Below are 12,966 nucleotides of genomic sequence, written 5' to 3' on the forward strand. Positions count from 1 at the left end.
GTTTCGGTGATGCCGTACATATTGACCAGCTCGGGACGTTGATCGCCGCGTTGTTGGAACCAGGGCTCCAGACTGGCCAGTTCCAGCGCCTCGCCGCCGAAGATCACCAGACGCAAGTCCGGCAAGGCGTGAGCGGCGGCGGCGGGGATCAGCTGGCGGAAAGCGGCCGGGGTCTGGTTCAACACCGACACGCGATGCTGCTGCAGCCAATCGGCGAAGGCCTCCGGCGAACGGGACACCCAGTAAGGCACCACCAGGCAAGTGCCGCCGAACAGCAGCGGTCCCCAGATCTCCCATACCGAGAAATCGAAGGCGTAGGAATGGAACAGCGACCAGACATCGTCGGGACCGAAGGCGAAACGCTCGGCAGTGGCGGCGATCAATCGGACCACATTGTGGTGGCTGACCACGCAGCCCTTGGGGGTGCCGGTGGAGCCGGAGGTATAGATGACGTAAGCGGCCTGCCGCGGATGCAGACGACGCGGCGGCGGCGTGGCGTCTCCGGAGGAGACGGCCACATCCAGCCAGCGCAGGGCGAGGCCGGTAGGCAGGGCTTCGGCGGATTCGGCGTCGCCGACGACGACATGGATGGCGCTGTCGCGGACGAGGAACTCGAGGCGCTCGGCGGGGTAGCCGGGGTCCAGCGGCACATAGGCGGCGCCGGCCTTGAGGATGGCGAGCATGGCGACGAGGAGATCGGGCTGGCGTTGGCAGCAGAGTCCGACGCGCTGTTCCGGTAGCACGCCGAGCTGGAGCAATTGCCGGGCCAATTGATTGGCGCGGGCGTCGAGTTCTTGGTAGCGCAGGGCGGAGGCTTCGCCCTGAACGGCGACGCGCTCGGGGAAGGCCCGGGCGGCGTGCTCGAACCAGCTGCACAGGTCGGGGTGCGGCGGGGCGACGGGCGCGGGCGGCTCGGCGAGGCGCGGGGCCTTGGCCAGCGTTTGCTCCGGATCGCGCAGCAGGCTGTGCAGCAAGGGCTCCACGCCGTCGATGAAGGCGGCGGCATCCAGTTCGGCGAAGCTGGCCAGGTTGTAGTCGAGGTCCACTTTCACCGGCTGGCGCGAGTCCGCCTCGCGCACGAAGACCTTCAGCGGATAGTGCTGCGACAAGGCGCGCATCGCGGTCATATTGCTGACGGTGCCGTCGAACATGGCGTCGTAATCGTGCTTCTCGTACGACAGGCTGATTTCGTAGGGCAGCCTGTCCCGGCCGAGGCCTTCGGTTTCGCCTATCGGATAGCGGTGATGGCGGAAATCGGCTCTTAGTTCGCGCTGGATCAGGCTGAGCAGTTCCGCGAAGCTCCAGTGCGGTTGGAGCTTCAAGCGCAGCGGGCACAGGCTGGCGAACAGTCCCGGGGTGTTCTTGGCCAAGGCATTGCGGCGGTTGAGGATGGGCAGGGCCAACAGCAGATCGTCGGCGCCGAACTCGCGCAGCGCATGGGTGTAGATCAGGCCGATGAAAAAGTGGAAGACGGTGGCCTGGTGCGCGGCGGCCAGTTCGCCGATGCGCCTGTAGGTTTCCGCCGACAGTTGGAAGCTGCGCTGCCCGCAGCTCAGTTGTCCGCCGGCGTCGGTGAACAGCCGGGTTTGGTAGCCGGCGAGTTTGTTTTGCCAGTATTCCCGGTCCTTCGCGTAATGGCGCGATTCGTAGTAGCCGTCTTCCTCCTCCACCAATTCGGCCGGCGTCATCATCGGCGTCGGCGCCGGCAGCAAGCCCTGGCGCAGGTGATTGTAGTAACGGCACTTCTCGCCGTAGAGCTGGGCGATGGCCCAGCCGTCGAAGGCGATGTGGTGGAAGCGGCCGTACAGGATGAAATCCTCTTCCCCGTGACGCAGCAAGGTGTAGGCGGCCAACGGGGTTTGGCCATCGAACGCGAAGGCTTGGGCGAAGTCGCGCTCGGTCCATTCCCGGGCAGCGCGTTCCGGCTCCGGCTCGCCGCGGGTGTCGATTACCGTCAACGGGCGGGGATGACGCGGGCACAGCACTTGGCGTGGCTGGCCGTCGGCATCGTCAATGGCGATGCGTAGCGCCGGCGTGTGCTCCATCAGGGCGGCGAGCGCGGCTTGCAGGGTTTCGATATCGAGTGCGCCCTGTATTTTGATGAAACCGCCGATATTGAATAGTTCGGGCGCGGAGAATAACGATTGATGAAAATAAATTTCCAGCTGCCGGCGTGTAAGCGGGAAGGTTTTCATTTGAGTTATTCCAATCTTATTTAGAAAGTATTATGCCGAAATATGCTTCTGTACTGCCATGTGTGTGTCGCGTAAATCTACACTGATGTGAATTAAATTAGTGAAGCAATTTAACTGGTAAATAAGTCAGGTTTTTAATGGTTGTATTACATGATAGCGTCATTCTATTAAGATAATGGGATAGCTAAATCAGCGATCCGCATTATAAATTTTCAAATATTCCTGCTAAATACGGTTTAAATAATTCATGTTTAATCCGTATTGTTTTTATTTTTACTTTTGCATTTGCGAGGAGTTTTGGAATGAGTTCGAATGATGCGGAAAAACCTTTGGCCGCCAGCCGTCGGGACTTTTTGACCGGAAGCTTGAAACTGGCTTCCGCGGGCGCGCTGGCGGGATGGTTGCCGGCCGAACGGATCATGGCGGGGAGGCTGACTTGCAGCCAACCCAATAATTTCCCTGCGGAAATCCCCTTATATAAGCAAAGCTTCAAAAACTGGGCCGGCGATATCAAGGTGGATGATGTCTGGACCTGCGCGCCGCGTTCCGCGGACGAGGTGGTGAAGGTGGCCAACTGGGCCAAGGACAACGGTTATAAGGTGCGGGCGCGCGGCATGATGCATAACTGGTCGCCGTTGACGCTGGCCGCCGGCGTCAGCTGCCCGGCTGTGGTGTTGTTGGACACCACGCGATACTTGACCGCGATGTCCATCGACGCTTCAGGTCCGGTGGCCAAGGTCACGGCCCAGGCCGGCATCACTATGGAAGCCTTGCTTACCGGCCTGGAAAAGGCCGGCCTGGGCGTGACCGCCGCGCCGGCGCCGGGGGACCTGACCCTGGGCGGCGTGCTGGCCATCAACGGCCACGGCACCGCGATTCCGGCCAAGGGCGAACGCCGTCTGGCCGGCGCCAGTTACGGCTCGATCAGCAATCTGGTGCTCAGCCTCACCGCCGTGGTTTACGACAAGGCCAGCGGCGCTTACGCGCTGCGCAAGTTTGCCCGCAACGATCCGCAAATCGCGCCGCTGCTGGCGCATGTGGGCCGCTCGCTGATCGTGGAAGCCACTTTGCAGGCGGCGCCCAACCAGCGTTTGCGTTGTCAAAGCTGGTTCAACATCCCCTATGGCGAAATGTTCGCCGCGGCGGGCAGCGGCGGACGCACCTTCGCCAGCTATCTGGACAGCGCGGGCCGGGTGGAGGCGATCTGGTTCCCGTTCACTAGCAATCCCTGGCTCAAGGTGTGGACGGTGACGCCGAACAAGCCGCTGTTCTCCCGCCAGACCGACAAGCCGTTCAACTATCCCTTCTCCGACAACCTGCCCGACGAAGTGACCGATCTGGCCAACAAGATTCTGTCGCTGGGAGACGGCAAGCTGACGCCGGCCTTCGGCAAGGCGCAGTTCGCCGCTGCCAGCGCCGGCCTGGTGGCCACGGCCAGCTGGGACTTGTGGGGCTGGTCCAAAAACCTGCTGCTCTACGTCAAGCCCACCACCTTGCGCGTCACCGCCAACGGTTACGCGGTATTGACCCGTCGCGAGAACGTGCAGCGCGTGCTCAATGAATTCGTCACCTTCTATCAGGCGCGGGTGCAGGCGTATCAGCAGCAGGGCCGCTATCCTATGAACGGGCCGGTCGAAATCCGCGTGACCGGGCTGGACGATCCGAGCGAGGCGGCGCTGAGCGGCGGCGTGGCGCCGGCGCTGTCCGCCATTCGCCCGCGCCCGGATCATCCTGAATGGAATGTCGCCGTGTGGCTGGACATTCTGACGCTGCCGGGCACGCCGTACGCCAACCAGTTCTATCGCGAGATAGAGCAGTGGATAGAGGCCAATTTCAACGGTTCTTACGCGGCGGTGCGTCCTGAGTGGTCCAAGGGCTGGGGCTATACCGATCAGGCGGCGTGGGCGGATTCCGCCATGCTGCAGACGACCATCCCCAACGCCTTCCGCGCCGGGCAGCCGGCGGCGGCCAACTGGGACGCGGCCAAGGCGGCGCTGGCGGCCTATGACCCGTACCGTCTGTTCTCCTCGCCCTTGCTGGACAGCCTCGCGCTCTGATGTTTGAGGGGGTAAAGACAGCGCGCCTCCATTTGAAGGCGCGCCGTTTTCTTTGCGCGCTCGCTTACGCCGGGCGGGGAAGGCTACACTATAAGCAGTTCCCACCGCGCCGGATTCGCGCCATTCCGCCCAGCCATGCCATCCTGTTACGCCCAAGTCGACTGCAATTCCTTTTACGCTTCCTGCGAGCGGGTGTTCAACCCTGGTCTGGCCGGCTTGCCCATTGTCGTGTTGTCCAACAACGACGGCTGCATCGTGTCGCGCTCGGCCGAGGCCAAGGCTTTGGGCGTGCCCATGGGCGCGCCTTACTTCCTGCACAAGGCGCGGCTGGAGCAGTTGGGCGTGGCGGTGTTTTCCTCCAACTACGCCTTGTACGGCGATTTGTCCGGCCGCGCGATGCGGCTGCTGGCCGGCTTCGCGCGCGCGCAGGAGGTGTATTCCATAGATGAATGCTTTCTGGACATCGGCGGCGAGCCGGAGCCGGAACGGCTGGCGCAAGAGATGCGCTATGCCATGCTGCGCGGCCTGGGCCTGCCTGTGTGCGTCGGCATCGGCCCCAGCAAGACCTTGGCCAAGCTGGCCAACCACCTGGCCAAGCAAAATCCGGCCTGCGACGGGGTGATGAATCTGCAAGCGCTGGACGCGGCGGAGCTGCGGAGCTTGCTGGCCGCCGTGCCGGTGGAGGATATCTGGGGCGTGGGACGCAAGCTTTCGGTCAAGCTGCGGCTGGAGCGCGTAAACCACGCCGCGGCGCTGGCGGAGGCGGACCGGGATTGGCTGATCCGCCGTTTCGGCGTCACCGTGGCGCGCATCGCCGACGAACTGGACGGCCTCTCCTGCCTGAGCCTGGAGGAGGCGCTGCCGCCGAGGCAGTCCTTGATGTCCACGCGCTCCTTCGGCCACAAGGTGACGCGGCTGGAGGAAGCGGGCGAGGCGGTGGCGATGCACGCGGCGCAAGTGGCGGAGCGTTTGCGGCGGCAAGGCTCCCTAGCCTCCTTCCTGCAAGTGAGCCTGCAGCGCGGCGTGTACCAGCAGGGCACGGTGCAGCGGGACAGCGAGGTGGTGCCCTTGCTGCCGGCCAGCGCCGACAGCCGGGTGTTGGTGGCCGCGGCCAGCCGAGCGCTTGAACGCTTGTGGCGGCCCGGAGCCAGCTACCAGAAGTGCGGGGTGATGGCCTGGCAATTGGTGGACGCGGAGCGGGCGCAGCCGGACCTGTTCGCCAGCGGGCCGGATCCAGAGAAAGGGAAACGCTTGATGGCGGCGCTGGACGCGATCAACCAGCGCATGGGCCGCGGCACGGTCAAGTTGTTGGCGGAAGGCTTGGAACAGCCTTGGAAGATGAAGCAGGACATGTTGTCGCCGGCCTATACCACGCGCTGGGAAGATATTCCGGTGGCGAAGGCGAAATAGCGGCGGCGGAATGCGGCGGAAAGCGGATTGCGCCCCGGCTCTTGGAGTAAAATGCCGCTCTTGATTTGCAACCTTGCGGGGCCAGGGCGGTGGCTATAGTGCAATCAAGCCGCCGCGCGCCGCACTTGAAAGCGAGACATTGAACCCTCTGTTTGCCCAGCCTTGCGCCATTGTCGACTTGGAAACCACCGGCGGCCACATCAGCCGCGACCGCATTACCGAGGTGGGCGTCATCCTGATCGATGGAGACCGGGTGGAGCGCTTCAGCTCTCTGATCAACCCCGGCCAGCCCATCCCTCCCTTTATCGAGAACATGACCGGCATTTCCAACGCCATGGTGGCGGAGGCGCCGAATTTCTCCGACTTGGCCGAGCGTTTGCTGTCGATGCTGTCCGGCCGTCTGTTTCTGGCGCATAACGCGCGTTTCGATTACAGCTTTTTGAAAAACGAGTTTCGCCGTGTCGGGCTGCGCTTCCAGAGCCAGTCGCTGTGCACGGTGAAGCTGTCGCGCCGCCTGTACCCGCAGTTTTTCAAGCATAGCCTGGACAGCCTGATAGAGCGCCACGACATTCGCCTGCCGGAGCGCCACCGGGCGCTGGCGGACGCGGAGGCGGTGCGCCGTTTTCTGGACATCGCCCATCTTGAACTGGGCGCGGAGACGATGGGCGCGGCGATGGCGGCGGTGTTGGCCGCGCCGCCGGAGCTGGCCGGCTTGCCGGCGGCCTTGCAGGATCAATTGGAACTGCTGCCGGACGTGCCGGGGGTGTACACGCTGTACGGCGAGGACGGCAAGCCCTTGTACGTGGGCCGGGGAAGCAATCTGCGCAACCGGGTGTTGGCGCATTTCGTTGCGGTCAAAGGCGGAGGCAAGAGCCGCGAGGTGCATATCGGCGAGCCGATAGGCAGGGTGGAATGGCAGGAGACCTTGGGCGATTTCGGCGCGCATTTGCTGGAGTTGCAGCGCATACACGCTTTGGCGCCGAGGCATAACCATCGCGGCAAGCTCAGTCCTGAGCTGTGTTCCATCCAACTGGTGACGGAGGACGGCTTCATTCGTCCCAAGGTGGTGTACGCGCGCGAACTGGATTTTAGCCGCACCGCGGATTTGTACGGCTTGTTCCGCCATGCGCGCGAGGCGCGCAAGATCCTGGCGGAAATCGCGCTGGGCAATGCGCTGTGCCAGTCGGTGCTGGGAGTGGAGGCGGTGACCAGCCGCAAAGGCGCGCCGTGCGCGGCCTTGAAACTGGGCCGTTGCCGCGGCGCCTGTGTCGGCCGCGAGCCGGCGGAGGTGCACGATATCCGGTTGCTGGGCGCCTTGGCCAAGCTGAAAGTGAAGGCCTGGCCGTTCGCCGGCGCCATCGCGGTGGTGGAAACCGACGAAGTGACCGGCGAGCGCGCCGAGCATGTGTTCGACCGCTGGTGCTATCTGGGGTCGCGTCAGGGCGAGGGCGGCCCGCTGGAGGGCGCGCCGTCTTTCGATCTGGACAGCTACAAGCTGCTGGAGGGCTGGCTGCGCAAGCCAGTGGAGGGGACGGCGCTGCGCGAGCTGTGAACAGGTTTAAAGCCAGTTCTTCAGCAGCAGCGCCCCCAGCAGGACGGCGATCAGCGCCAGCAGCCAGTTCTGGCGCTTTTGTTCCCGCATCAGCTGGATATAGCCGCTGATCAGCAGCTCGCTGTTGGCGGAGGACAGCGCGTCATTCAGCTTGCGCGGCAGCGTGGGCAGAGTGGTGGCCCATTGAGGCGCTTCGTGCTTCAGCGTGCGCAGCAGGCCGCGCCAGCCTATCTGCTCGTTCATCCACTTGGTCAGGAAGGGCTTGGCGGTGTCCCACAGATCCAGATTGGGGTCCAACTGGCGGCCCAGGCCTTCGATATTGAGCAGGGTTTTTTGCAGCAGCACCAGTTGGGGCTGGATCTCCACATTGAAGCGGCGGCTGGTTTCGAACAGACGCAGCAGCACCATGCCGAAGGAGATTTCCGACAGCGGTTTTTCGAAGATGGGTTCGCACACGGTGCGCACCGCCGCTTCCAGTTCTTCGGCGCGGGTGTCTTTCGGCACCCAGCCGGATTCGATGTGAGCGGTGGCGACGCGGTGGTAGTCGCGGTTGAAGAAGGCGAGGAAGTTGACCGCCAGGTAGTGCTTGTCGGTGTCGGTCAAGGTGCCGACGATGCCGAAGTCCAGTGCGATGTAGCGGCCGTCGGCGGCGACGAAGATATTGCCCGGGTGCATGTCCGCGTGGAAAAAGCCGTGGCGGAACACCTGGGTGAAAAAGATTTCCACGCCGAAGCGGCTGAGCTTGGACAGGTCCACGCCGGCTTCGCGCAGCCGGTCCACCTGGCCCACCGGGATGCCGTGCATCCATTCCAGAGTCAGCACGTCGCGGCTGGTGTAGTCGTAGAACACCTCGGGCACGATCAGCATGTCCGAGTTCTTGAAGTTGCGGCGCAGCTGCGAGGCGTTGGCGGCCTCGTGCATCATGTCCAGTTCGTCGTGCAGGTATTTGTCGAACTCGGCCACCACTTCGCGCGGCTTCAAGCGCTTGCCGTCGGTGAACAGCTTCTCCACCCAGCCGGCCAGCGTGGCCATCAGTGCCAGGTCTTGCTCTATCACAGGCTGGATACCGGGGCGCAGCACCTTGACCGCCACTTCGCGGCCGCGGCCGCCGTCGGGTTGGCGCAACCAGGCCTTGTGCACCTGGGCCACCGAGGCGCTGGCCACCGGGGTGTTGTCGAAGTCGACGTAGAGTTCGTCCACTTTGCGGCCCAGGCTGCGTTCTATCATCTCGCGCGCTTGCAAGCCGTCGTAAGGCGGCACCTGGTCTTGCAGCCGCGCCAGTTCGTCGGCGTAATCCGGGGGCAGCAAATCACGGCGGGTGGACAGCACTTGGCCGAATTTGACGAAGATGGGCCCCAGGCTTTCCAGCGCCAGCCTCACCCGCTGCGGCAGCGGCGCACTGGCGTCGCGGCGCCGCGGCAGCAGGGCGAACAGCTTGTGGATGAAGCCGAGTTTGGAATGACCTTCCAGAAAGTCGTCCAGTCCAAAGCGATAGCAAGTGCCAACAATTTTGATGAAGCGCGAAATCCGCATGTGCCGTCAGGCCTTTGTCTGTTCTTGTTGCAGCGCGGCCTGCAGCCGCGCCAGGCGTTTTTCCAGGCGGCCGGCGTCGTCGCGCAAGGTGTCCACCGCGGCGACGAAGCCTTGCACTTGCCGGCGGCCGGCCAGGACCGGCGCTTCCTCGCGCAGATGCTCCACCCAGTTGGCGGCCAAACGCCAGGCCACCTGGCCCTTGAAGCCGAGCAGGGCGCGCGCCAGCGTTTCCGCGCGTTGGGCGGCGGCGTCGCCCACCAGCCGGGACAGGTCCTCGGCGGCGTTCCACTGCAAGCGGCCCAATAGGCGGCCAAGGGCGGCGGCCAGTTCGGCGTCGCCTTCCAGCTGGATGTCGTTCAGCGCCGGGTCCCGTCCGGCCACCGCCGCCAGCGCGACGGCGTGCTTGAGCCGCACCGTGGCTTCCGGCTCGCCCTCGCAGGCGGCCAGCCAGCCGTCGTCGGTGATCACGCCGGCCACATGAAAGGGCGGCAGCGCCACGGCGACGCGTCGGCCGGCGTGCGCGGCCAGTTCCGCTCGCACCGCCGGGTGCTGGTTCAACAAGTGGTTGAATGCCGCAATCTGGATGCCCATGCGTTGTCTCCGCCGTGATTGGAAGGTGAAGGGGTCTAGTCTCAAGGCCGCATTGCCGGAGCGCCGCCGATGATAAACCGGTTCTTTAAGAGTCTGTTTACGATCTCGCGAGCAAGAGCGAGACAAGGCGAAAAACTAGCGAAAAAGCGGAATGTACAAGGGGTACATGAGCATTTTGAGCTTGTTTTTAATGCCGTATCGCCGAAGCGCAGCAGACTATGAACAGCTTCTTAGAACTTGTAGCCCTTGTGCAGGGCTACCACGCCGCCGCTCATATTGTGGTAGTCCACCTTGCCGAAGCCGGCGTCCAGCATCATCTGCTTCAGCGTCTCCTGATCCGGATGCATGCGGATGGATTCCGCCAGGTACTGATAGCTGTCGGGATCGTTCGCCACCAGTTTGCCCATGACCGGCAGCGCCTTGAAGGAGTAGAAGTCGTAGAACGGCGACAGCGGTTTCCACACTTTGGAGAACTCCAGCACCATCAGTTTGCCGCCCGGCTTCAGCACCCGGCACATTTCCTTCAGCGCCGCATCCTTATGCGTCATATTGCGCAGGCCGAAAGCCACCGACACCGCGTCGAAGTAATTCTCGGGGAAGGGCAGTTTCTCCGCGTCGGCCAGCGACACCGGCAGTATCAGACCTTCGTCCAGCAGCCGGTCGCGGCCCACGGTCAGCATGGAGCTGTTGATGTCGGTCAGCCACACTTCGCCGCTCTTGCCCACGCGCTTGGCCCAGCCTCGGGACAGGTCGCCGGTGCCGCCGGCGATGTCCAGCACCTTGTCGCCGGCCTTGACGCCGGAAGTGGTCAGGGTGAAGTGTTTCCACACCCGGTGCAGCCCGCCAGACATCAGGTCGTTCATCACATCGTATTTCTTGGCCACCGAGTGGAACACATCGGCCACCTTGGCGGCTTTTTCGCTTTCGGCTACGGTCTTGAAGCCGAAGTGGGTCGTCTTGTCCATGGTCACTCCCTGCTCGCGCCTGCGGCGGCGAGGCGATTGAGATAATCCTGCCAGTACTGGTCGCGCTTGGCGCCCAGCTCGTATAGATAGCTCCAGCTGTACAGCCCGCTGTCGTGGCCGTCGTCGAAGGTGATCTTCAGCGCGTAATGGCCCACCGGCTCCAGCGCGGTGACGGCGACATGGCGCTTGCCGGTTTGCAACACTTCCTGGCCGGCGCCGTGGCCGCGCACTTCCGCCGATGGCGAGTAGACGCGCAGGTATTCGCAAGGCAGTTCGAAGCGAGCGCCGTCGTCGAAGCTGATTTCCAGCACGCGCGATACCGCGTGTAGCTGGATGTCCTGCGGCGCGGGCGCGTCGGGGGAGAGTCCGGACATGGTCTGATCCTCTAAAGGCGGCCGATTAAGCCGCGCATCAGTCTTTTCGTTCCAGCAGCATGGCGTCGCCATAGCTGAAGAAACGGTATTCCTGCTCCACCGCGTGCTGGTAGGCGGCGCGGATCTCCTCGTAGCCGGCGAAGGCCGAGACCAACATCAGCAGCGTGGACTTGGGCAGGTGGAAATTGGTCAGCAGGCGGTCCACCACCCGGAAGCGATAGCCCGGAGTGATGAAGATGTCGGTTTCGCCATGGCCTGCGGTCAGTTCGCCGCCGCGGGCCGCGGATTCCAACGCGCGCATGCTGGTGGTGCCCACCGACAGCACTTTGCGGCCTGCGGCGTGGGCTTCCGCTATCAGCGCGCGAGTGGTTTCCGGCACTTCGTAGATCTCGCTGTGCATCTTATGTTCGGCGATATTGTCCACCCGCACCGGCTGGAAGGTGCCGGCGCCGACGTGCAGGGTGACGTAGGCCAGCCGCACGCCTTTGGCGCGCAGCCGCTCCAGCATGTCCTCGGTGAAATGCAGGCCGGCGGTGGGCGCCGCCACCGCGCCGCGTTCGCGGGCGTAGACGGTTTGGTAGCGCTCGTCATCCTCGTGGCCGGCGCCGCGTTCTATATAAGGCGGCAGCGGCAGCTTGCCGGAGGCTTCCAGGATGTCGAACAGATTGTCCTCGGCCAGGAAGCGCAGCTTGAACAGTTCGCCGTGGCGCTCTACCATCTCCGCCTCCCAGCGATCGGCGAAGATCAGCCGGGTGCCGGGCTTGGGCGATTTGGAGGCGCGGACGTGGGCCAGCGCGGTGTGCGCGTCCAGCACGCGTTCAATCAGCGCCTCGATCTTGCCGCCGCTGGCTTTTTCGCCGAACAGCCGCGCCTTGATCACGCGGGTGTCGTTGAACACCATCACGTCGCCGGGGCTGACCTGATCAATGAAATCGGTGAAGCGCAGATTGGCGCGGTCATGGCCGGCCACGCGCAGCAAGCGGCTGGCGCCGCGCTCCGCCGGAGGGTGCTGGGCGATCAAGCGCTCGGGCAGGTGGTAGTCGAAGTCGGAAAGCTGCATAAGACGTAAAAGATTCAGAATCGGCAAATTATACCCGTGCCGCCGCCCTCCGGCATCAGCTTAGTGAGCGAAGTGGCGGGATTTGCGCTGAATCAACATCGATTTTCGGCAAGGCGGTAAAAACTTGCCACGTGGAAAAACGCCCGTGGATACTAGTGCTTTGACTCGAAGAATGACCGTGTCTGGTGTCCAAACAACTGTTTTAAATGATGCAAAAGCTAGACATCTTGCAGCGAATTGCGGCAAACTCGCGCCCAAGATGATAAACAGGAGCAGGCTTTGACCGGAAAAATCCTCGTGTTGCATGGCCCCAACCTCAATCTGCTGGGACAGCGGGAGCCGCAGCACTACGGCCGGGAAACGCTTGACGATATCAACCAGCGGCTGGAACAGCAGGCTAGCGCCGCGGGGTTTGAATTGTCGGCATTGCAGAGCAATGCGGAACATGTGTTGATTGATCGCGTGCAGCAGTGCCTGCATGACGGTACTGCCTTCATTCTGGTCAATCCGGCCGCTTTCACCCATACCAGCGTCGCCTTGCGCGATGCGCTGGCGGCGGTGCGAGTGCCGTTTATCGAAGTCCACCTTTCCAACGTTCATGCCCGCGAACCGTTCCGCCAACATTCGTATTTCTCCGACCTCGCGGTCGGCGTGATCTGCGGACTCGGCGCCCACGGCTATGAACTGGCGCTTGCGCACGCCATCCGGCACCTTGCCGCGCAAGCCTGACTCACTCTACCGAATATCCCACTCGAAGGATTATCAATGGATCTCCGTAAACTCAAGAAGCTGATCGATCTCGTCGAGGAATCCGGCATCGCCGAACTCGAAGTGACCGAGGGGGAAGAAAAAGTCCGCATCACCCGCGTATCCGCCGCGCCGCAGATGGCTTACGCTCAGCCGATGACCGCGCTGCAAGTGCCCAACGCGCAAAGCGCAGCCGTTGCCGCTCCGGTTGCCGAGGCCGCCGCGCCGGCCAGTAACGACAAGAACGCAATGAAATCGCCTATGGTGGGTACGTTCTATCGCTCGCCCAGCCCGGGCGCCAAGAGCTTCATCGAGGTGGGGCAGAACGTCAACGCTGGCGATACCCTGTGCATCATCGAAGCGATGAAGCTGATGAACGAGATCGAAGCCGACCGTTCCGGCGTGGTCAAGGCCATTCTGGTTGAAGACGGCCAGCCGGTGGAATTCGGCGAGCCGTTGTTCATCATCGAGTAAGCCAGACG

General features: G+C 63.3%; 11 protein-coding genes (1 of these 11 running past the window's edge). 5 read left to right on the forward strand and 6 right to left on the reverse strand.

What is annotated here, in order from left to right; all coding sequences use genetic code 11:
- Positions 1-2,195, reverse strand: partial view of a jagaricin-like haemolysin non-ribosomal peptide synthetase HmlA gene (hmlA, locus tag GYH29_RS03175; RefSeq protein WP_161523174.1) — the beginning only. 4,135 nt of this gene lie to the left of the window's left edge; the window shows 2,195 of its 6,330 coding nt (coding positions 1-2,195); its start codon is at positions 2,193-2,195; the stop codon falls past the left edge of the window.
- Between the two features lie 302 nt (positions 2,196-2,497).
- Between hmlA and GYH29_RS03180 the strand changes: the two genes are divergently transcribed.
- The 3 genes from GYH29_RS03180 (at position 2,498) to GYH29_RS24965 (ending at position 7,214) form a co-directional block, all read left to right on the forward strand.
- Positions 2,498-4,252, forward strand: a complete 1,755-nt coding sequence (locus GYH29_RS03180; protein ID WP_052052165.1) for a cholesterol oxidase substrate-binding domain-containing protein — start codon at positions 2,498-2,500, stop codon at positions 4,250-4,252.
- A 135-nt stretch (positions 4,253-4,387) separates the two neighbouring features.
- Positions 4,388-5,662, forward strand: a complete 1,275-nt coding sequence (locus GYH29_RS03185; RefSeq protein WP_161523175.1) for a Y-family DNA polymerase — start codon at positions 4,388-4,390, stop codon at positions 5,660-5,662.
- Positions 5,663-5,801: 139 nt separating this feature from the next.
- Positions 5,802-7,214 (forward strand): 3'-5' exonuclease family protein, encoded by a 1,413-nt coding sequence (locus GYH29_RS24965; protein WP_269473794.1) that lies wholly within the window; start codon positions 5,802-5,804, stop codon positions 7,212-7,214.
- A 6-nt stretch (positions 7,215-7,220) separates the two neighbouring features.
- Here the strand turns inward: GYH29_RS24965 and ubiB are convergent, their stop codons facing one another.
- The 5 genes from ubiB to queA form a co-directional block, all read right to left on the reverse strand.
- On the reverse strand, positions 7,221-8,747 hold the full coding sequence (gene ubiB / locus GYH29_RS03195) for a ubiquinone biosynthesis regulatory protein kinase UbiB (protein ID WP_081555472.1): 1,527 nt from the start codon (positions 8,745-8,747) through the stop codon (positions 7,221-7,223).
- 6 nt (positions 8,748-8,753) lie between these two features.
- Positions 8,754-9,338, reverse strand: a complete 585-nt coding sequence (locus GYH29_RS03200) for a ubiquinone biosynthesis accessory factor UbiJ (protein ID WP_161523176.1) — start codon at positions 9,336-9,338, stop codon at positions 8,754-8,756.
- A 230-nt stretch (positions 9,339-9,568) separates the two neighbouring features.
- Positions 9,569-10,303 carry a bifunctional demethylmenaquinone methyltransferase/2-methoxy-6-polyprenyl-1,4-benzoquinol methylase UbiE gene (gene ubiE / locus GYH29_RS03205; protein WP_043592865.1) on the reverse strand — a complete coding sequence of 245 codons (735 nt, stop codon included), beginning with the start codon at positions 10,301-10,303 and terminating at the stop codon, positions 9,569-9,571.
- Positions 10,304-10,305: 2 nt separating this feature from the next.
- On the reverse strand, positions 10,306-10,677 hold the full coding sequence (locus tag GYH29_RS03210; protein WP_019101334.1) for a gamma-butyrobetaine hydroxylase-like domain-containing protein: 372 nt from the start codon (positions 10,675-10,677) through the stop codon (positions 10,306-10,308).
- Positions 10,678-10,714: 37 nt separating this feature from the next.
- Entirely contained in the window at positions 10,715-11,737 is a 1,023-nt protein-coding gene (gene queA, locus GYH29_RS03215; RefSeq protein ID WP_019101333.1) for a tRNA preQ1(34) S-adenosylmethionine ribosyltransferase-isomerase QueA, read from the reverse strand.
- A 279-nt stretch (positions 11,738-12,016) separates the two neighbouring features.
- Between queA and aroQ the strand changes: the two genes are divergently transcribed.
- Positions 12,017-12,466: a type II 3-dehydroquinate dehydratase gene (aroQ, locus tag GYH29_RS03220; RefSeq protein ID WP_043592887.1), complete on the forward strand. Its 450-nt coding sequence runs from the start codon at positions 12,017-12,019 to the stop codon at positions 12,464-12,466.
- A gap of 36 nt (positions 12,467-12,502) precedes the next feature.
- Positions 12,503-12,958 (forward strand): acetyl-CoA carboxylase biotin carboxyl carrier protein, encoded by a 456-nt coding sequence (gene accB, locus GYH29_RS03225; RefSeq protein WP_043592859.1) that lies wholly within the window; start codon positions 12,503-12,505, stop codon positions 12,956-12,958.
- Positions 12,959-12,966 lie beyond the last annotated feature (8 nt).

This window comes from Chromobacterium haemolyticum, from assembly GCF_009936155.1.
Taxonomy (GTDB): Bacteria; Pseudomonadota; Gammaproteobacteria; order Burkholderiales; family Chromobacteriaceae; genus Chromobacterium; species Chromobacterium haemolyticum.

Coding starts and splice junctions, on each gene's coding strand:
- queA (WP_019101333.1), bottom strand. CDS start 11,737: ATGCAGCTTTCCGACTTCGACTACCACCTGCCCGAGCGCTTGATCGCC.
- ubiE (WP_043592865.1), bottom strand. CDS start 10,303: ATGGACAAGACGACCCACTTCGGCTTCAAGACCGTAGCCGAAAGCGAA.
- GYH29_RS03200 (WP_161523176.1), bottom strand. CDS start 9,338: ATGGGCATCCAGATTGCGGCATTCAACCACTTGTTGAACCAGCACCCG.
- GYH29_RS03180 (WP_052052165.1), top strand. CDS start 2,498: ATGAGTTCGAATGATGCGGAAAAACCTTTGGCCGCCAGCCGTCGGGAC.
- GYH29_RS03210 (WP_019101334.1), bottom strand. CDS start 10,677: ATGTCCGGACTCTCCCCCGACGCGCCCGCGCCGCAGGACATCCAGCTA.
- accB (WP_043592859.1), top strand. CDS start 12,503: ATGGATCTCCGTAAACTCAAGAAGCTGATCGATCTCGTCGAGGAATCC.
- GYH29_RS03185 (WP_161523175.1), top strand. CDS start 4,388: ATGCCATCCTGTTACGCCCAAGTCGACTGCAATTCCTTTTACGCTTCC.
- ubiB (WP_081555472.1), bottom strand. CDS start 8,747: ATGCGGATTTCGCGCTTCATCAAAATTGTTGGCACTTGCTATCGCTTT.